The following is an 18,366-nucleotide window of genomic DNA, read 5'->3' on the forward strand; positions in this document are numbered from 1 at the left end:
ATCGCCGCGACGAGGCCGAACAGGCTTTCCGGTCCGAACAGCAGCAGCGGCACCAGAGCGACCAGCAGCGTCAGCGAGGTCATGACCGTGCGGGCCAGCGTCTCGTTCACCGACAGGTCGAGCAATTCGGGCAGCGGCATCTTGCGGTATTTCTTCAGGTTCTCGCGGATGCGGTCGTAAACGACGATCGTATCGTTCAGCGAATAACCGATGATCGCGAGAATCGCCGCGATGATCTGGAGGCTGAATTCGAGCTGGAACAGCGCGAACATACCCAGCGTCAACGACACGTCGTGGAACAGCGCGAACAGGCCGCCCACGCCGAACTGCCATTCGAAGCGGATCCAGATGTAGAGCGCTACGGCCAGCATGGCGGCGATCAGCGCCCAGACCGCATCGTCGCGAAATTCGCCGGAAACCTTGCCGCTAACCGAATCCACGCCGTCGATGCGGACATTGGGATGGCCCTCTTCGAGTGCGGTGGTGATTTCCTGCGACACGCGATCGGCGAATTCCTTGTCGCCCTCCGCCTCGGGTGGAAGCTTTACGCGGATCGAAATCTGATTGGGCGCGCCGAAGCGCTGGATCACCGGATTCTCGACATCCTCGAGCGATCCGACCGTGTCGCGGATTTCGGCCACGGGCGCTTCTTCCTCGCCCACGAAAGTCGCGCGAATTTCCTGCCCACCGGCGAAGTCGACGCCGTAATTGAGGCCGTTGACGGCCACCAGCGCCCAGCTCGCCGCGATCAGCACCAGGCTGACCACGAAGAACGGAATGCGCCATTTGAGGAAGGCGATATTGGTATCGTCGGGGACGAGCTTCAGAAGTTTCATGGGTCTCGCCTCCTCAAAGATTCAAGTCGCTGGGGCGCGCCTTGCGCAGCCATCCTGCGACCCACATGCGGGTCAGCGTCACCGCGGTGAACACGCTGGTGAACAGGCCGATCACGAGCACTACCGCGAAGCCGCGGATCGGGCCCGATCCGAACAGGAACAGCAGCACCCCGGCGATGAAATTGGTGACGTTCGCATCGTAAATCGCGCGGCTCGCTTCCTTGTACCCGGTTTCCACAGCGGCAACCACGCGCCGCCCGCGCTTTCGCTCTTCGCGAATGCGTTCGTTGATCAGAACGTTGGCGTCCACCGCCGCACCGATGGTGAGAACGAAACCGGCGATGCCCGGCAGCGTCAGCGTCGTGTTGAGCGCCGCCATGATGCCGAGGATCATCAGCACGTTGATGACCAGAGCCGCCGTCGCGTAGATTCCGAAGCGGCCATAGGTGACGATCATCAGCACGATCACCGCGACCGAACCGATCGTCATCGCGAGCAGGCCCGAACGGATCGAATCGGCGCCGAGGTCGGGGCCGACCGTGCGCTCCTCGATCACAGCCAGATCGACCGGCAGCGCGCCGGAGCGCAGCGAGATCGCGAGATTATTGGCCGTCTCGGTGGTAAAGCCGCCTGAAATCGAAGCGCTGCCGCCAAGGATCGGCTCGTTGATATTGGGTGCGGAGAGCACCTTGCCATCGAGAATGATCGCGAAGGGCTTGTTGACGTTTTCGCGCGTCAGATTGGCGAAGCGCGCGCCGCCCTGCTGGTCGAAGGTGATCGAGACGACCGGCTCGTTGGTCTGCGGATCGAAAGTCTGCTGCGCGCCGACGAGATTGTCGCCGCGAATGCCGCCCAACCGCCTGACGGCAAGCGACGTGCCCGCCTGCGCAGTGGTGTCGGCGAAGGGAACGATCTCGCTGCCCGGAGGCGCAACGCCCGCCGCGACATCGCTCGGCAGCGCGGTCTGATCCACCAGCTTGAATTCGAGCCGCGCCGTCTGGCCGAGCAATTCCTTGAGCGCGTCGGGATCCTGAAGGCCCGGCACCTGCACGACGATGCGGGTATCGCCCTGGCGAATGATCGTCGGCTCGCGCGTGCCCAGCGAGTCGATGCGCTTGCGCACGACTTCGGTGGCGCTGTCCATCGCGTCGGTCACGGCCTGTTCCAGGCCCTGTTCGGTCGGCACGAGGACGAAACGCGTCTCGTCCACCATCGACAGATCCCATTCGCGGACCAGGCCGTTGCCGTTCACGAGCGGGAGAAGGATTTCACGCGCCCGATCGACCTCGCCCATATCCTCGACCATGAAGGTCAACCGCCCGTCGGCAGTGGATACGTCGCCGATGCGGATGCGCGGTTCGGCCTGACGCAAAGCGGTGCGAACCGCTTCCTCGAGGTTTTCGAGCCGCTGCGCCGCGACCTGGCTCGGTTCGGCTTCCAGCAGGATGTGGCTGCCGCCGGCAAGGTCCAGGCCGAGATTGACGGTCGGATCGGGCAGCGCCTCGGGCCATTTCGCGCTGGTCATGGACACCAGCGAAGGCAGCGCGGCGAAAATGGCGACGGCCGTGATCAGCCACAGCCAGGTCTTTTTCCAGGTCGGAAAATCGAGCATTGTCAGGCGCGCCCGCTCAATCGTTCGCGGGTGCGGCGGCGGTGGGCGAAATCACATCGCCGATCGTGCTCTTGACCGCGCGGACCTTCACGCCCTTGCTGATTTCGAGCTCGGCGTAGTTTTCGTCGATCTTGGTAACCTTGCCGACCAGTCCGCCTGCGGTGACGACCTCGTCCCCGCGCTTGAGACCGGCGATTTTCTGCTGATGCGCCTTCTGCTGCTTCATCTGTGGGCGGATGATCAGGAACCAGAAGATCAGGATCATGCCGACGATCGGCAGCCAGCTGATCCAGGCGGGCGGCGGCGCGGCGCCGGTGGCTGCGCCTAACATGTAAAGCATCGGTATACTGCCTGTAATGATACGATCCGTGGGGCCGCACTTGGGGTGGCGCGTGCCGGAATCAAGACATCCCGACGCCGCGCCCCGGCGGCAATGCGGCGGCGCGTAGCAGTATTGGGCAGGCTTGCAAAGCCGGAGCGAGCGCAGCTGCAAGCGAACCGTGGATCGGCGCTTGCCTTCGCGCAAACCCCCACCTATAGGGCCGCCCTCCACTGGTTTCGGGACGTAGCGCAGCCTGGTAGCGCATCACACTGGGGGTGTGGGGGTCGCAGGTTCGAATCCTGTCGTCCCGACCAGTGGAAATTCTCTCCATTCGACGGCTCAGCGACCGGGAAGCACCGCGACTTCGGGATGCAGGTTAATTCCGTTCCGCGCACGCTCTCGCCTGGTCTCACGGGCCTTTGCTTGGTTAAAATTCCAGAAGGGTCACCTTTATTTAAGTCTGCGTCTTTAATCGCAGGGCCCATGTTCCGCGCCCGAAGAGCCAGCCCAGCCCCCGTATGGCTGATCCCTGTCGTGTTCGCAGGCCTCTATGCGGTTTTCGCCGCGTTCTCGCTGGCGACGACGCAGACCGAGCATGGTATCGCCCTCATCTGGCCGTCCAGCGGCGTTTTGTTCGCAGGCCTGTTGCTGTCGACGAGGCAGTCACGCCTGCTGCTGCTGGCGTTGATCGCGCCTGTGAGCATGGCCGTCAATATGGCCTTCGGAGCCACTTTCGCCATAGCTGCGGGATTGACGCTCGCGAATGTCTTGGAAGGTGCCATCGCGGTGGCGATCGCCTGCGGGCTGGATGGCAGATGCGGCCGCTTCGATGATCCGAGATGGATCGCCCGCTTCGTTATCGCTTCGGTCTGTGCGTCCGCGGCGAGCGCACTCATCGCTTCGGTCGCGACAGGCGCGATCGACAGCCCGACCTTTCTCTATTCCTGGTTCAAGACCGTGTTTCTGGGCATGCTGATCGTTGCCCCGGTCATAGTGACCGGCGTCCACACCGTGTCGGATCGGACTAGGATTGCGTTCGACAGGCGAAAGATCCTGGCTGCAGGCCTGTTCGCGACCGTCTCCATCGTGGCGACTTTCGGACAAACCGACTATCCGCTTCTGTTCCTGCCGGTCGTGGCGATCGTCTTCGTGACCTTCATTGCCGGTGTGGCCGGAGCGCTCGTCATGATCTGCGCGATCACGATCGCGGCGACAATATCCCTGATCGTCGGAACCAGCCCGATCACCTTCGTGTCCGATCCACTCCAGAAGATCTACTTCACGCAATTCTATCTGCTGACGATCTTCGCATCGTCCCTGCCGCCGGCGGCCCTGCTCGCCAGATCCCGCGCGCAGATGGCGGAGATCGAACTGCGCAAGGCTCAGCACGACGCCGCGCAGGCCTTTGCCCATGTCGGCCATTGGCGATATTGCCTCAGGACCAATACGAGCCAATGGTCCGACGGCATGCTCGCCATTTACGGCCTCGATCCGAAAGTGGACCGCGCGCGTAATCTGGAGCACGGATCCATCGTCGAAGAGCTCGAAGGGCATGTCCGCGAGACCTTGAAAAAGGCTGTTCTGGACCGGCAGCCGTTCACTCTGGCCGCTCGCATTCTGAACGCGCAAGGCGAGAGCCGGTACATCGAATCCGCCGGGGACGTGGAAATCGAAAACGGGAAAGTCGTCGCGATCTTCGGCGTTCTCAAGGATGTGACGAACCATGTCACCGCGCTGCGGCAGCTCGCCGTCGAGAAGGAACGGGCCGAGGCACTGGCGCAGAAATCCCAACGGCTGTCCGAAACCGATCAGCTCACGGGAATCGCGAACCGGCGCAAATTGCTCGACACGCTGGGCCGCGAGATCGCGAGGTCCGAGCGGGAACACACCGACTTGTCGATCCTGATGATCGATGTCGATCATTTCAAATCGATCAACGACCGGTTCGGCCACGCGGTGGGTGACGAGGTGCTCAAGCGGCTGGCCAATCTGGGATCGACGACGCTCAGGAAAGGCGATCTTTTCGGCCGTCTGGGCGGCGAGGAGTTTCTCGCGATCCTCCCCTCCGCATCGGCCGAAACGGCGGCTCATATCGGCGAAAGACTGCGCCGCGAGTGCGAGGAACTGGATTGGCCCAAGATCGCGAAGCTCGATGGCGTCACCATCAGCCTCGGCGTTGCGATGTGCCAGTTCGGATACGATGAAACCAGCCTTCTCCACGCGGCCGATACGGCGCTTTACGAATCGAAGCGCTCGGGCCGCAATCGACTGACCATCGCCGATCGGGACGGTTCGATCGAAAAGGCGGCGAAACTGATCTCGGCTTCCCGGCGCTAAAGCTGATATCGACAGATTCCGCTGTCCTACACTAACCGATTTGGTTAGCCAGTGCGCTTTCTCGAACCGGAGTAAGCGCCATGCCCCTCGTCGAATCGCTGATCGGCCCCCTCGCCTCGCTGATCGACAAGCTCATTCCCGACAAGGAGGCGCGCGCCAGGGCGAAGCTCGAATTGCTCGCACTGGAAGGGACGCAGGAATTGCGCGTGATCGAGACGCGCCTTTCCGCCATCCTCGCCGAAGCGCAATCGCACGATCCGTGGACCAGCCGCGCGCGACCATCCTTTCTCTATGTCATTTACATCCTCATCCTGTGGGCGCTCCCCATGGGTGTGATCGCGGCCCTGTCGCCCGATACCGCACGGAATATCGCGGCGGGGATGAACGCCTATCTCGGCGGCCTGCCCGAACCGCTCTACGCGCTCTTCGGCACCGGCTATCTCGGTTACACCGCCGCGCGCCAGTGGGGAAAGGTCAGGGGCGTGGATCGCTGACGCCGCGCTTCCCGAAAGAACGACGCTGCGATAGGAACCGCCGCATGACTGCCACCGTCTTCATTCTCAACGGCCCCAATCTCAACCTTCTCGGCACGCGCGAGCCGGAAATCTACGGTTCGGACACCCTCGAAGATATCCGCACCATGGCACAGGCGCGCGCCGCCGAACTCGGCCTCGCAGTGGATTTCCGCCAGACCAACCACGAAGGCGTGCTGGTGGACTGGCTGCACGAGGCGCACGCGGCGGGCGCGAAGGCGGTCCTTCTGAATGCGGCGGCCTACACGCACACTTCCGTTGCTCTGCTCGATGCCATCAAAGCGATCAGCGTTCCGGTGATCGAAGTGCATCTGTCGGACCCCTCCACGCGCGAGGCGTTTCGCCACCATTCCTATGTCGAACCCGGCGCGGTGGATGTGGTCAAGGGATTGGGCGCCAAGGGCTATCTCGTCGCTCTGGACAAGGCCGCCGCGCTCTGAGGATCCCCATTCGTGGCGTTACGCGCAGCCCCGCCCCCTTGCCTTGCGGCGATCGGGGTAGCATAGGCGCCCGATCCACAGAACAAGGGTTCCCATGGCCGAACGCAAAGGCACCGCCGGTTCCAAATCCGGCATGAACGTCGATATCGATCTGGTTCGCGAGCTGGCAGAACTGCTCGCCGAGACCGGTCTGACCGAAATCGAAGTCGAGGACAACGACCGCAAGGTGCGTGTCGCGCGCGGCGGATACGCGCCCGCCGCCGCCCCGGTGGCGGCCGCTCCGGCTCCCGCACCGCAGGCCGCGCCCGCCCCGGCCGCCGCTCCGGCCCCCGCCGTCGAACCGGCGCTGCCCGACACGGCCGGCGCGCTCAAATCGCCGATGGTAGGCACCGCCTATCTCGCGCCCGAGCCCGGCGCGCCCGACTTCGTCAAGGTCGGCGACAGTGTGAAGGAAGGCGATACGCTGGTGATCGTCGAAGCGATGAAGGTGATGAACCCGATCGCCGCCGACAAGTCCGGCACGGTCAAGGCGATCCTGATCGAGAACGCCCAGCCGGTCGAATTCGACCAGCCGCTTGTCGTCATCGGGTAAGGCGTCGGCGTGACTATCAAACGCATCCTGATCGCCAATCGCGGCGAAATCGCGCTCCGCATCCACCGCGCCGCGCATGAAATGGGTATCGAGACGGTGGCGGTCCACTCCACCGCCGATGCCGACGCCATGCATGTGCGCCTGGCCGATCACGCGGTCTGCATCGGCCCGCCGAGCGCGACGGACAGCTATCTCAATATCGCGAACATCATCTCGGCGGCGGAAATCAGCCAGGCCGATGCGATTCATCCCGGCTATGGATTCCTGTCCGAAAACGCCAAATTCGCCGAGATCGTCGAAGCGCACGAAATCAAGTGGATCGGTCCCAAGCCCGAACATATCCGCACGATGGGCGACAAGGTGGAGGCCAAGCGCACCGCAGGCGCCCTCGGCCTGCCGCTGGTCCCCGGTTCGGACGGCGCGGTGTCCGATTATGACGAGGCGAAAAAGATCGCCGCCGAGATCGGATACCCCGTCATCATCAAGGCGGCGAGCGGCGGCGGCGGGCGCGGGATGAAGGTCTGCGCCGAAGAAGACCAGCTCGAAACCCTGATGAAGCAAGCGGGCAGCGAGGCGAAGGCAGCCTTCGGCGACGCCACCGTCTATATCGAGAAATATCTCGGCAATCCGCGCCACATCGAATTCCAGGTCTTCGGCGACGGCAATGGCGCCGCGATCCATCTGGGCGAGCGCGATTGTTCGCTCCAGCGCCGCCACCAGAAAGTGCTCGAAGAAGCGCCCTCGCCCGTCCTTTCGACCGAAGAGCGCGACCGGATGGGCGAAATCTGCGCGCAAGCCATGCGCGACATGGCCTATCGCGGCGCAGGCACGATCGAATTCCTGTGGGAAAACGGCGAGTTCTACTTCATCGAGATGAACACCCGGCTCCAGGTCGAACACCCGGTCACCGAAATGATTACCGGGATCGATCTGGTGCGCGAACAGATCCGCATCGCCGACGGCAAGGCGCTCTCCTGCAAGCAGGACGAGATCCGCTTTTCAGGCCATGCCATCGAATGCCGCATCAACGCCGAAGACCCGTTCACCTTCGCGCCCAGCCCCGGCAAGATCGACTATTATCACGCGGCGGGCGGAATGCATGTGCGCGTCGATAGCGGCCTCTATGCGGGCTATCGCGTGCCGCCCTATTACGACAGCATGATCGCGAAGCTGATCGTCTATGGCCGGTCACGCGAGAAATGCATGATGCGCCTGCGCCGCGCGCTGGAGGAAATGGTGATCGAAGGGGTCAAGACCTCGATTCCGCTGCATCAGGAACTGATCCAGCAAGCCGACGTGCAGAGCGGCGACTATTCGATCAAGTGGCTCGAGGAATGGCTGCAAGAGCGGGAAGGCTGAGCAAGCTCGAGCTCGACCGTGATGGAGCGGCGCTCCATCACGGCGCGGCAGCTGGCTTTCTCGACACGCTCGCTTGCGCTTTCGCGCAGGGCCCATCGCCCGGACGGCGGATCAAATGCCTTACGGGGCTGGAAAGCGTTCTTGGTCGCTCCGGTCCGATAGGCAAGATCGCGTCGCGTCTTCTCGGGCCGACAAGCCGCCCCGTTCGCGTGATCGCTTTCGACAAGACCGACGGTGCGAACTGGTCCCTCGGCTGGCATCAGGATCGCACGATTTGTGTGGAACGGCGTGTCGATCTGACCGGCTTCGGCCCCTGGACGGTGAAGCAGGGCATGCCCCATGTTGAGCCGCCGTTCGATCTCCTCGCCCGGATGCTGACCGTGCGCATCCATATCGATGCCGTCGATGCCGAGAACGCGCCCTTGCGGATTGCGCTCGGAAGCCATGCCATCGGTTTGATTGCGGAAAGCGATATCCTGGCCCACGTGAAGCGGTCCGAAATACACGACTGTCTGGCCGATGCGGGCGACGTCTGGGTCTACCGCACGCCCATCCTCCACGCTTCCGACAGAGCCGCGAACGGAAGACGGAGGCGGGTTCTGCAGGTGGATTATTCGGGCGACGATCTGCCTGATGGGTTGAGTTGGTTCTACGACCAAGGCGAGGCTGAGGGTGGCCCGTCGTAGACGACATCACCGCCGACGCGTTCTTCTCCTAGGTGGAACAGATTCGCGTCGGCTGTCGCTCCCCTCGCAAAAGCTTGCTTTCTTCGCCGTTTTCGCTTAGGCGCGCGCCCGTTCTCGTACTCCTTTGGATTCTCGCAGGACCTTCGCCCGGCATTCGGCCTGGCGGAGAATACGGCCCTCTTGCTCCGTATGGCCCGCAATGGTGCGCGGCTGGCGGGAAAGACCCCGGGAAAACCGGTGGCCGGTAGCAAAACGAACGATAGGAATATCCTACCTTATGGCAACTGCAGCCAATCCCACCCGTGACGATTTCGCCGCCATGCTCGACGAGCAGCTCGGCGCTGCCGATGAAGGCGGCTTCGAAGGCCGCGTCGTCAAGGGCACCGTCACCGCCATCGAAAACGGCATGGCGCTCATCGATGTCGGCCTCAAGAGCGAAGGCCGCGTCGATCTCAAGGAATTCATGCGCGGTGAAGACGCGCACAGCCTGACCGTCGGCAGCGAAGTCGAAGTCTTCGTCGACCGGGTCGAGAACGCCGACGGCGAAGCCATGCTGTCGCGCGACCGCGCCCGCCGCGAAGCCGCGTGGGACAAGCTGGAAAGCGAATTCGGCGAAGGCAAGCGCGTCGAAGGCCGCATCTTCGGCCGCGTCAAGGGCGGCTTCACCGTCGATCTCGACGGCGCCGTGGCGTTCCTGCCCGGTTCGCAGGTCGACATCCGCCCCGTGCGCGACGTCACCCCGCTGATGGACATGGCCCAGCCCTTCCAGATCCTCAAGATGGACCGCCGCCGCGGCAATATCGTGGTCTCGCGCCGCGCCGTGCTGGAAGAAACCCGCGCCGAACAGCGCAGCGAGCTGATCAACGACCTGACCGAAGGCCAGGTGATCGACGGCGTCGTCAAGAACATCACCGATTACGGCGCCTTCGTCGACCTCGGCGGTATCGACGGCCTGCTGCACGTCACCGACATGAGCTACAAGCGGGTCAACCACCCCAGCGAAATGATCGAGATCGGCCAGACCGTAACCGTCCAGATCATTCGCATCAACGAAGACACCCAGCGCATCAGCCTCGGCATGAAGCAGCTGGAAAGCGATCCGTGGGATGGCGTTGCGGCGAAGTATCCGGTCGGCATGAAGCTGACGGGCACCGTCACCAACATCACCGAATACGGCGCGTTCGTGGAAATCGAGCCGGGCATCGAAGGCCTGGTGCACGTGTCCGAAATGAGCTGGACCAAGAAGAACGTCCATCCCGGCAAGATCGTCTCGACCTCGCAGGAAGTCGAAGTGATGGTGCTGGAAGTGGACAGCGAAAAGCGCCGCATTTCGCTCGGCCTCAAGCAGGCTCAGCGCAATCCGTGGGAAGAATTCGCCGAAGCGCATCCCGTCGGCAGCAAGGTCGAAGGCGAAGTCAAGAACGCCACCGAATTCGGCCTGTTCGTCGGTCTTCCGGGCGACGTCGACGGCATGGTCCACATGTCCGACATCGCATGGGGCATTTCGGGCGAAGACGCGCTGGCGCTTCACCGCAAGGGTGAGCAGGTCGAAGCGGTCGTGCTCGATGTCGACATCGACAAGGAACGCATCAGCCTCGGCATGAAGCAGCTCGAAAAGGGTGCTCCGTCGGCAGACGGCACCGATTCGGGTGCGCTGCGCAAGGGTCAGGTCGTCACCGTGACCGTGCTCGAAGTCCGCGATGGCGGCCTCGAAGTGCAGGTCGGCGACGATGGCGCGACCGGCTTCATCAAGCGTTCGGACCTCGGCCGCGACCGCGACGAGCAGCGTTCGGACCGCTTCCAGACCGGTGCCAAGGTCGATGCGATGGTCACCGGCTTCGATCGTTCGAAGAAGCCCACCTTCTCGATCAAGGCGCACCAGATCGCCGAAGAGAAGGAAGCGGTTGCGCAGTTCGGCAGTGCCGACAGCGGCGCATCGCTGGGCGACATCCTCGGCGAAGCGCTGAAGAAGAAGGAAGACTAAGCGCTTCCATCTTCGGATGAACTAAGAAAGGCCCGCCTGCGGATCGCGCAGGCGGGCCTTTTCTTGTCCGGCGCGGCTCCCTAGGTTGGTGCCATGCTCCAGATCCACCAATTCCTCTGCCTGTCCGACAATTACGGATTTCTCCTCCACGATCCCGACAGCGGCGAAACGGTCGCGATCGATACGCCCGATGGCGATAGGTGTCTCGAAGAGGCTGATGCCAAGGGATGGACGATCACGCAGATCTGGAACACCCACTGGCATCCCGACCATGCCGGCGGAAACGAGACGGTGGCGAAGGCGACCGGCGCCAAGATCGTCGCGCCCGCCGAGGTCGCGAAGCTGAGCGCGATCGACACGGAAATTAAGCACGGCGACACCGTCTCCATCGGATCGCACGAAGCGCGCGTGATCGACGTTTCCGGCCACACCAACGGCCACATCGCCTATCATCTGCCGCAGGACGATATCGCCTTCGTCGGCGACAGCGTGTTCGCCCTTGGCTGCGGGCGGATGTTCGAAGGCGAGGCCGGACAGTTCTGGCAGAGCCTCCAGCGGATTAAGGCGCTACCGCCAAAACGACTCTCTATTGCGCGCACGAATATACGGCAGCCAACGCTAAATTCGCGCTTCACGCCGATCCCGACAATGCCGCACTGCAAGACTATGCCGCCGAGATCGCCGACAAACGCGAGCGGGGCGAACCGACCGTGCCGATGGGCTTGGCGCGCGAATTGGAGACGAACCCTTTCCTACGCGCCGACGATGCCGACATGCAGGCTCGCTGGGGCGGCAGCAGCGCCGCCGAGACCTTCGCGGCGCTGCGCAAGGCGAAGGACGGTTTCTAGCGACTCGGCGAGCGCATCCGTCACCGTGCACCAAACGAAAAAGGGCGACCCTTGGGCCGCCCTCTTCCTTAAATTTCAAAGCGTTTTCGCGTCGGTTCAGATCCCGGCGATCAGCTGATCCGCCAGCGAGCGGTCCGCTTCCGCATCATGCTTTTCCGCGATCAGTTTCCGGCTGGCCGCCGTAGCGGCGATGGCGGCGCGGTTGCGCACGTCGGCGATCGCCTCACGCTCCGCAGCGGCGATCTTGTCTTCGGCCATGCGCTGGCGGCGTTCCACCATTGCTTGTCCGTCGGCTTCCGCCTTGGCGACGATCGTGTCCGCTTCGTTCCGCGCCGTTTCGAGCATGGTTTCCGCGTCTTTTTCCGCAGACGCGATCCGCTTGGCGTACTCGTCGCGCAGCGTTTCCGCCTCGTGGCGAAGCGCCTTGGCCTCGTCGAGCTGTTCCTTGATCGCGGCGATGCGGCCATCGAGCCCGCCGGCGATAGTCTTGTGAACCTTGGCGCCGAAGAAGGCGATCAGGAACAGGATCAGCATTGCGATCGAGACCCACTGGAAAGGCGCAAGGCCCAGCAGTTCGGGTTCGACATGCGTCGGAGCGCCGCCATGACCTTCTTCGATGAATGCTTCGGCGGATTCGGTGGCGAAGACCTGCGGTGCGTTAGCCATGGATCATGGCCTCCTTGACCGCCTTGTTCGCGGTGGGCTTGGTCACCTTGATCCCGGCGAGGCGCTGGACGATGTCCTGCGCCGCTTCGGCGGCGACGGTTTGGATTTCGCCCATGGCTTCGTCGCGCGAGGCGGCGATGCGCTGTTCGGCTTCCGAGAGACGCGCGTCCAGGCGAGCCTGCGCCTCGGCGAGCTTTTTCTCGTTGGCGAGAGCGGCATCGCTCTTCGCCTTGGCGATCAGCGCCTGGGCGGCGGCACGATTCTCGTTTTCGCGAGCCCGCCAGGCCTCTTCCCGCTCGTCGGCAGCGTCGCGCGCGGCCTGCGCCGCGGCGAGATCGTCACCGATCTGCTTGTCGCGCAGGGCGACGGTTTCCATCACGCGCGGCACCATCAGCCGCCCGATGAAGAAGAAGGTGATGCCGAAGAACACCAGCAGCCAGAAGATCTGGCTCGACCAGGTTTCGGCAAGTTGGGCTATCTGAGGCATTCACGCAACTCGCTGATAGAAGGCCGTTGGGGCAACTGCGAAAAATTCGAGCGGCGGGCCCTGGGGGAGCGGGATGACACCCGCCCTCCCCGAGGGCTCGACGCGTCCGCCTTACTGGAAGATCAGCAGGGCGGCGATGACGAAGGACAGCAGGCCCAGAAGCTCGGCACCGGCGAAACCGATGAAGAGACGGCCCTGCTGGCTGTCGGCGGCGCCGGGATTGCGCAGCGCACCTTCGAGGAACTTGGCGAACACGTTACCCACACCGATAGCGGCGAGGCCGCAACCGATCGCGGCGAGACCCGCACCCATGAGCTTGGCGGCTTCAGCTTCCATGATGTAAACTCCTTGACGTATGAAACAGGTGGTTAGTGAAGGTTTTCGGCGTCGTTGATGTAAAGCGACGTCAGAAGGGCGAAGACGTAGGCCTGGATACCGGCCACCAGCAGTTCGAGCGCGCAGATCGCGATCATCAGAACCATGCTGGGGATGCCGATGGCGACCCCGTAGAGCGGGCCGGCATTGCCACCCGAAATCACGAAGCTGGACAGCACTTCCAGAAGGACGTGCCCGGCCATCATCGCCACGAACAGACGCAGAGCGAGGCTGAACGGGCGGACCATGAAGCTGATCAGCTCGATCGGCGCGATGATCGGGATCATCGGCCAGGGCGTGCCGTGCGGCACGAACAGGCTGAAGAAGTGGAAGCCATGCTTCCAGAAGCCGACTGCCAGCACGATCGTGAACGAGATCACGGCGAGAATGCCGGTCACGGTGAAGTGGCTGGTGAATGTGAAAGGATGCAGGCCGACGACGCCGAGCGGCAGAAGGCCGAGCACGTTGGCGAACAGGATGAACATGAACAGGCTGAAGACGTAAGGCACGTATTTGCGCCCCGCCTTGCCGATATTGGCTTCCAGCATGTCGTCGATGAAGCCGGTGAAGCTTTCGACCATCATCTGCCAGCGGCCTGGCACCACCTGGCGACGCATGCCGCCCGCGACGAAGATACCGAGCACCACGACGGTGATCAGCATCCACAACGCGCTGTTGGTGAAGGCGATATTGAAGCCTGCCAGCTCCCAGTTCTCCGTGCCGGCAAGCGGCTCGATCGTGAACTGGTGCATCGGGTCGACCTTGGCCGATTGTGCCACGTCTCTGTGTATCCCTAGTCCTGCGGTCTCGACGCCTGCCCCCGCGAAGCGAGATCAGACTTCCGGCGGCCGGTTCGCCGATCGGAAGATATTCCTGAAGGCCACGATTATCCCGAGGAACAATCCGACCAACAGACCCCATGGCGCAGTGCCCGCCAGCCAGTCCACCAGCCAACCGAGCACCAGGCCTCCGAGAACACCGCCGAGCAAATCGGCCAGGACGCGGTTGCCGCTGCGATAGCTCGCATCGGCCCCCTTCACCTGTGGCTTGTTGCGTTTGTCTTCACGCTCGCGTGCGACCTTGAGCCGCTCCTCGAGCGCGTCGATCCGCGCATCTTCGCCAATGGGTTCCCGTGCGGGTTTCTCGTCGCTCATGCCAGCCTCCTTAACGGATCGCGCGGCACAGGCAATGAGGTGCCCGCCGAGGGCGCCGCCCCCTTAGGCGGGGGGTATCTGCGAGTCAACACGAAGGGGGAGGGAAATGGGAGCACCAAGCCGCTCGCGGCCGGTACAGTTAAGCACGGGACTGCATAAAATGCGGTCCCGTACGTGTCGGTTACGGACAGCGCGCGTCGCGCTGGGGCGCGCCGGAGCCGCGCGTCGCCCAGCTGCCGTCGGGCGCCTGGTATTTCTCGCCCGGAGATGTCTTGAGGATCGCCTGGCATCCGGCGGCAAAGGCGTATTCTTCCAGCGTGGCGCGGGCGGCCTGCGCTTTTTCCGAATAGACCGCGCGGCGCTTGATATTGATGTCGTTGACGATGCGCCGCAGCGCGGGCGTTTCCGCGCCGACGATGCCGATATAGCCGTCCATCTTCTCACCCACTTCGCCCGAGGCGCGGGCCGAGGCATAGGCCGGATCGCGCTGCGCGAAAGCAGGCGCCGCGATGCCGCCGAGCGCGGTGGCACCGGCGACGAGGGCGAAGGCGGCGTTACGGGCGAAGGTGCGTGCGGATTGGTTCGGTCGAATGGTCATGGTGCTGATCCTAGAAGATATCGGCATTCTCGTCGATCGTATTGCCCGCATCCTCGGCCAGGCGATAGATCACCTCCTGCCGGATATTGACGTTCAATTCGATCACGATCGGTTCCTCGGGCGCATTCACCGTTATGCAGCCGGGCAATGCGACCAGCGCCGCCAGTGCCCCGAGCACCAGAGGTGACGGCACTCCTTTGGTCCGAAGATATGGTCGGCTCATAGCGCTCCCTCGCTTTCTTGATCCTGAATGTCTCATGGTCGGGTTCCGGGGCCTTGGGGCACGATATCGTCCTCCTCGATGGGTTCCGCGGCCTCCTCGCCCGTCACCTCGCGGCCCAGCAGGCGCGTCCCGTCGCTCGATAGCAGGCCGAGTTCGCGCGGATCGCGCACGGCGGCCGGGTCGTAGAGCGATTTCAGCGACGTGATCAGCTGATAGAACGGCGCGCGGATGTTGACGCGGAACTGAAGCGGCAGCGCCGCCAGCCTGCGCGTGATGAAATTGGACGAGGCCCCCTCGCCCTGGCTGACTCCATCGAAGCGCACGCGCGTCACGATCTCGCCGGTCAGCGGCCCGTCCATCGCGAGGCGCATCTGACGATAGTCGAGGCTGCGCAGCGCATCGAAGGCGAAATTGGCGATGGGAGACAGGTCTTCATAAGTCAGCTCACCGACATAGGAGATATTGCCCCCCGGCGCGCGCGACAGCAGCAGCCCGTCCTCGATCCGGCCATTGCCTTGCGCATCGAAAACGATGGGAACGGTCCCATCGAACGTGCCGGTGGCACCGAGATTGCCGATATCCATCTGGTCGATGAAGGCGCCCGCATCCAGTCCGACGATCTCAAAGACGTAGCGCCGCTCCTCTTCCACGCCGAAATTCAGATCGACCTCGCGCAGGATTAGCTCGCCGCCCATGAACGGCCAGCGCCCCCCTTCGACCGACAGGAATTGCCAATTTCGCAGCGCGAATTCGACTTCGCCGTCGAGCACTTCGATCCCCGGATTGATCGAAGCGACACGCAGTGTCTGGCCCGGTGCGGTGGTGAGGTTGAGGAGATCGGTGAAGCGGATCGTTCCGCTCGCCCCGCGCACCGGGCCGAAGGCGGCGGCGAGATCGAGATCGTCGGTCGTCAATTCGCCGGAACTGGTCACTCCGTTCGCGCCCCAGTCCAGCCGACCCGTCCCGCTGACAATTCCGCTAACATTCGCAACCACGCCCAGGGCCAGACGCGACAGATCGTCAGGCTGGAGCAGAGGATCGAATTGCAGGTCCGCGATGGCGAGATCGGCATGGCCGCGCCCGGTCGACAGATCGTGGCGGATATCGGCCCCGGTCACGATCCGGTCGCTCGCCGGATTGCGCAGATCGGCATAGGCGGTGATCAGATTGTCTTCGAGCGCCAGCGTCGCGTCGCGCGCCACCAGCGGCTCGAACCGGTCGGGATCCGCCCGGTCGGTCAGAATGAAGCTGCCTTCGGCGAGTTCGAGCCGCCCGTCGCGATAGCGCCAGTTTCCTGTCGCTTCGCCGATATCGAGCGGCACGGCGTCGAGCGTCACGTCCGCGTCGGAAAACGTGCCTGCGATATCCTCGCCGAACCGCGCGTCGAGCCCGCTGACGACGAAGCGTGCCGCCGTGCCGACTGGGCCGAGCGATACGTCCAGCTCGCGCGCGGTCATCACGCCGGGATAGGCGAAGCCTACAGGCCCGCTGACGAGCCGGATCGGCGTGCTGCCTAACCTGCCCGCAAGGTCCAGCGAAGGCGCGCCCGCAGCGATCCTGATGCCGTCAGGCCCGTTGCGGACAATGGCGTTTCCCGGCGGCGGGCACAGGGTCAGGCGGCGGCGTTCGAGCGTCAGATTGGCAAGCGTCAGGCTGTCGAAGCCCACATCGGTGCAACCCGGCCACAGCGCGAGCGCCCCGCCGGGCATCCAGCGCCCCTCGATGGGCAGGCGCAGATTGCGCGTCGATCCCCCCGGCAGCGGCCCGCTCGCAATCGCTTCGCCGGTGAAACGCAAGGCGCCGCTATTGGCTTGCGCCAGCGTAAGGCGTGGGATTTCGAGCGCGGAGCCGCCCGCTTCGTAGCGGCGCATGGCCAACCGGAATTCGGTATCGCCAGTCGCGCGCCGCTCCATCCTGCCGTTGACGAACGGAAGCCCGGCCCCGCCCATGGCGATATTGCCCGCCAGAAGCGGCGGAGCACCGTCGCGAAATTGTGCCTCCACGCGCGACAGAGACATAAGCCGCGTGCCCGATCCGCCGCGCAGCGCGCCGCGCGGCATCACGAGAGTGGCTCCGCTTGGGCCATAGCGCGCGGACAGGTCGGCGGCGAAGGCGCTACCACGCGATTCGCGGCGCAGGATATCGGCGACACGTTTGGCGATCGGAGCGACCAGCGTACCCGCGCCGCTGCTCCCCAGCTCTGCGATCGCCGCATCGGATCGCGCACCGAGCCGCAGGCCATTGCTTTCCACATCGCCGCGCCAATCCAGGCGATCGAGGCTCCGATCGCTGCGCAGCGCACCGTCCAGCGTGACCAGGGCCGCCGTGGCATAAGGCGAAGCGGCACCGCGCAGCGCCAGCGTGTGCTCGAGGGCCAGCACGTCGCCGCGCAGGCTCGCTCTCACACGCCCACCGATCCCGTTTGCGGCATAGGCGCCCGCCTCCGCGCGGCCGAGGCGCAGGCCCGCCGAGCCGGAAAAATTCGCCAGTGCCGCATCGCTGCGCGCTTCGACCTGCGCCGATCCGGCGGCGAGCGACACATCCCCGCAATCGAGCGAACGGAAGCGCAGCGGCCCTTCGAAGGACGGCACCCCATCCTTCGTCGCAAGAGCGCCGTACAAAGTTGCGCCCGCGATAGCGCAGCCATCGGCCTCGATCTCTGGGGCGGCGGCGGCGATCGTGCCGGAAAACCCGTCATCGATCCGTCCCTCGCCGTCGAGCTTGAGCCCGATTGCGCCGTATCGCGTCTCGATCAGCCCGCGCCCGTCGCGGATTGCGATGTCGATTTCAGGCAGGCCGGGCGGCGCGTCGCTTTCGCGGTAGATCACTTCGTCGAGACTGCCGAAGCTGACTCGCCCGCCGCGCAAAACGCCGTAGAGGCGCGGACGTGTGAGGATAATGCGGCCGATCTCGGGGGTGCCCAGACGCTGTTCGAGGCGGACCACCACGCGCTCCGCCGTGAAGTCGGGCGCGCGCGGATCGCCGACGACCAGATCGGTTAGCACGGCCGCCTCGGGCCCGATGCTCTCGATATCGTACGTCGCCGGAAGATCGAACGCCGCAAGCTGGTCTTCGATGACGTCGCCCGCGATCCGTTCGCGCGCGAGCCACAGGGCGAGGATCGTGACGGTCAGGAGGACGAGAACCGCGAACGGCACCATCCAGCGCTTCTTGCGCCATCTAGAACGGGTGCGACCGGTCGGCACGCCATCATCGGCAGAAGCGGTGTCGGCCGGCTCGGCCTCGGCGTGGCTCTCGACCCCGGTCATAGATTGCGTCCCTTGCGCGAACGCCCTGCTAAAGGCAATGCGGCT

General features: G+C 64.1%; 18 protein-coding genes, 1 tRNA gene and 1 pseudogene. 9 read left to right on the plus strand and 11 right to left on the minus strand.

What is annotated here, in order from left to right:
- The 3 genes from secF to yajC form a co-directional block, all read right to left on the minus strand.
- Nucleotides 1-836 (minus strand): protein translocase subunit SecF (gene secF, locus A3736_RS08575; protein ID WP_067681679.1); only part of this gene is annotated, 836 nt, incomplete at its 3' end.
- Between the two features lie 13 nt (nt 837-849).
- A complete protein-coding gene (gene secD, locus A3736_RS08580; protein WP_067681682.1) occupies nt 850-2,448 on the minus strand; it encodes a protein translocase subunit SecD in 1,599 nt (532 codons plus the stop codon).
- 16 nt (nt 2,449-2,464) lie between these two features.
- Nucleotides 2,465-2,788: a preprotein translocase subunit YajC gene (gene yajC / locus A3736_RS08585; protein WP_197465559.1), complete on the minus strand. Its 324-nt coding sequence runs from the start codon at nt 2,786-2,788 to the stop codon at nt 2,465-2,467.
- Nucleotides 2,789-3,007: 219 nt separating this feature from the next.
- Here yajC and A3736_RS08590 point away from each other — a divergent pair.
- From A3736_RS08590 to gloB, 9 genes and pseudogenes are all read left to right on the plus strand, one after another.
- Nucleotides 3,008-3,084: transfer RNA gene (locus A3736_RS08590), tRNA-Pro, on the plus strand.
- Between the two features lie 169 nt (nt 3,085-3,253).
- Nucleotides 3,254-5,107: a diguanylate cyclase gene (locus tag A3736_RS08595; RefSeq protein ID WP_197465560.1), complete on the plus strand. Its 1,854-nt coding sequence runs from the start codon at nt 3,254-3,256 to the stop codon at nt 5,105-5,107.
- Nucleotides 5,108-5,187: 80 nt separating this feature from the next.
- Nucleotides 5,188-5,601 (plus strand): holin family protein, encoded by a 414-nt coding sequence (locus A3736_RS08600; RefSeq protein WP_067681688.1) that lies wholly within the window; start codon nt 5,188-5,190, stop codon nt 5,599-5,601.
- Nucleotides 5,602-5,645: 44 nt separating this feature from the next.
- Nucleotides 5,646-6,080, plus strand: a complete 435-nt coding sequence (locus A3736_RS08605) for a type II 3-dehydroquinate dehydratase (RefSeq protein ID WP_067681691.1) — start codon at nt 5,646-5,648, stop codon at nt 6,078-6,080.
- A gap of 94 nt (nt 6,081-6,174) precedes the next feature.
- The gene (accB, locus tag A3736_RS08610) at nt 6,175-6,672 is read left to right on the plus strand and encodes an acetyl-CoA carboxylase biotin carboxyl carrier protein (RefSeq protein WP_067681694.1); all 498 of its coding nucleotides are present in this window, start codon (nt 6,175-6,177) and stop codon (nt 6,670-6,672) included.
- 9 nt (nt 6,673-6,681) lie between these two features.
- The gene (gene accC / locus A3736_RS08615) at nt 6,682-8,031 is read left to right on the plus strand and encodes an acetyl-CoA carboxylase biotin carboxylase subunit (RefSeq protein ID WP_067681701.1); all 1,350 of its coding nucleotides are present in this window, start codon (nt 6,682-6,684) and stop codon (nt 8,029-8,031) included.
- The gene (locus A3736_RS08620) at nt 8,007-8,717 is read left to right on the plus strand and encodes a phytanoyl-CoA dioxygenase family protein (protein WP_067681704.1); all 711 of its coding nucleotides are present in this window, start codon (nt 8,007-8,009) and stop codon (nt 8,715-8,717) included. Before accC ends, A3736_RS08620 begins: the two co-directional genes overlap by 25 nt.
- A gap of 277 nt (nt 8,718-8,994) precedes the next feature.
- On the plus strand, nt 8,995-10,701 hold the full coding sequence (gene rpsA / locus A3736_RS08625) for a 30S ribosomal protein S1 (protein ID WP_067681707.1): 1,707 nt from the start codon (nt 8,995-8,997) through the stop codon (nt 10,699-10,701).
- A 93-nt stretch (nt 10,702-10,794) separates the two neighbouring features.
- Nucleotides 10,795-11,549, plus strand: a pseudogene (gene gloB / locus A3736_RS08630) (hydroxyacylglutathione hydrolase).
- 96 nt (nt 11,550-11,645) lie between these two features.
- Here gloB and A3736_RS08635 read toward each other — a convergent pair.
- The 8 genes from A3736_RS08635 to A3736_RS08665 form a co-directional block, all read right to left on the minus strand.
- Nucleotides 11,646-12,215: a hypothetical protein gene (locus A3736_RS08635; RefSeq protein WP_067681709.1), complete on the minus strand. Its 570-nt coding sequence runs from the start codon at nt 12,213-12,215 to the stop codon at nt 11,646-11,648.
- Nucleotides 12,208-12,702 carry an ATPase gene (locus A3736_RS08640; protein ID WP_067681711.1) on the minus strand — a complete coding sequence of 165 codons (495 nt, stop codon included), beginning with the start codon at nt 12,700-12,702 and terminating at the stop codon, nt 12,208-12,210. The genes A3736_RS08635 and A3736_RS08640 overlap by 8 nt, the downstream gene beginning before the upstream one ends.
- Nucleotides 12,703-12,813: 111 nt before the next feature.
- Nucleotides 12,814-13,038: a F0F1 ATP synthase subunit C gene (locus A3736_RS08645; RefSeq protein ID WP_067681716.1), complete on the minus strand. Its 225-nt coding sequence runs from the start codon at nt 13,036-13,038 to the stop codon at nt 12,814-12,816.
- Between the two features lie 32 nt (nt 13,039-13,070).
- Nucleotides 13,071-13,856: a F0F1 ATP synthase subunit A gene (locus tag A3736_RS08650; protein WP_067681719.1), complete on the minus strand. Its 786-nt coding sequence runs from the start codon at nt 13,854-13,856 to the stop codon at nt 13,071-13,073.
- Between the two features lie 54 nt (nt 13,857-13,910).
- Nucleotides 13,911-14,231 carry an AtpZ/AtpI family protein gene (locus A3736_RS08655; RefSeq protein ID WP_067681723.1) on the minus strand — a complete coding sequence of 107 codons (321 nt, stop codon included), beginning with the start codon at nt 14,229-14,231 and terminating at the stop codon, nt 13,911-13,913.
- A 181-nt stretch (nt 14,232-14,412) separates the two neighbouring features.
- Nucleotides 14,413-14,829: a YdbL family protein gene (locus tag A3736_RS08660; protein ID WP_067681727.1), complete on the minus strand. Its 417-nt coding sequence runs from the start codon at nt 14,827-14,829 to the stop codon at nt 14,413-14,415.
- Between the two features lie 10 nt (nt 14,830-14,839).
- The gene (locus A3736_RS16715; RefSeq protein WP_233999328.1) at nt 14,840-15,022 is read right to left on the minus strand and encodes a YnbE family lipoprotein; all 183 of its coding nucleotides are present in this window, start codon (nt 15,020-15,022) and stop codon (nt 14,840-14,842) included.
- Nucleotides 15,023-15,084: 62 nt separating this feature from the next.
- Nucleotides 15,085-18,321 (minus strand): YdbH domain-containing protein, encoded by a 3,237-nt coding sequence (locus A3736_RS08665; RefSeq protein WP_082851400.1) that lies wholly within the window; start codon nt 18,319-18,321, stop codon nt 15,085-15,087.
- Between the last annotated feature and the right edge of the window lie 45 nt (nt 18,322-18,366).

Origin of the sequence: Erythrobacter sp. HI0063, from assembly GCF_001635685.1 — a bacterium.
Taxonomy (GTDB): Bacteria; Pseudomonadota; Alphaproteobacteria; order Sphingomonadales; family Sphingomonadaceae; genus Qipengyuania.

What these genes read in the sequence shown, in the direction of transcription:
- secD (WP_067681682.1), bottom strand. Translation starts at nt 2,448, where the DNA reads ATGCTCGATTTTCCGACCTGGAAAAAGACCTGGCTGTGGCTGATCACG.
- yajC (WP_197465559.1), bottom strand. Translation starts at nt 2,788, where the DNA reads ATGCTTTACATGTTAGGCGCAGCCACCGGCGCCGCGCCGCCGCCCGCC.
- A3736_RS08595 (WP_197465560.1), top strand. Translation starts at nt 3,254, where the DNA reads ATGTTCCGCGCCCGAAGAGCCAGCCCAGCCCCCGTATGGCTGATCCCT.
- A3736_RS08600 (WP_067681688.1), top strand. Translation starts at nt 5,188, where the DNA reads ATGCCCCTCGTCGAATCGCTGATCGGCCCCCTCGCCTCGCTGATCGAC.
- A3736_RS08605 (WP_067681691.1), top strand. Translation starts at nt 5,646, where the DNA reads ATGACTGCCACCGTCTTCATTCTCAACGGCCCCAATCTCAACCTTCTC.
- accB (WP_067681694.1), top strand. Translation starts at nt 6,175, where the DNA reads ATGGCCGAACGCAAAGGCACCGCCGGTTCCAAATCCGGCATGAACGTC.
- A3736_RS08620 (WP_067681704.1), top strand. Translation starts at nt 8,007, where the DNA reads ATGGCTGCAAGAGCGGGAAGGCTGAGCAAGCTCGAGCTCGACCGTGAT.
- rpsA (WP_067681707.1), top strand. Translation starts at nt 8,995, where the DNA reads ATGGCAACTGCAGCCAATCCCACCCGTGACGATTTCGCCGCCATGCTC.
- A3736_RS08635 (WP_067681709.1), bottom strand. Translation starts at nt 12,215, where the DNA reads ATGGCTAACGCACCGCAGGTCTTCGCCACCGAATCCGCCGAAGCATTC.
- A3736_RS08640 (WP_067681711.1), bottom strand. Translation starts at nt 12,702, where the DNA reads ATGCCTCAGATAGCCCAACTTGCCGAAACCTGGTCGAGCCAGATCTTC.
- A3736_RS08645 (WP_067681716.1), bottom strand. Translation starts at nt 13,038, where the DNA reads ATGGAAGCTGAAGCCGCCAAGCTCATGGGTGCGGGTCTCGCCGCGATC.
- A3736_RS08655 (WP_067681723.1), bottom strand. Translation starts at nt 14,231, where the DNA reads ATGAGCGACGAGAAACCCGCACGGGAACCCATTGGCGAAGATGCGCGG.
- A3736_RS08660 (WP_067681727.1), bottom strand. Translation starts at nt 14,829, where the DNA reads ATGACCATTCGACCGAACCAATCCGCACGCACCTTCGCCCGTAACGCC.
- A3736_RS08665 (WP_082851400.1), bottom strand. Translation starts at nt 18,321, where the DNA reads ATGACCGGGGTCGAGAGCCACGCCGAGGCCGAGCCGGCCGACACCGCT.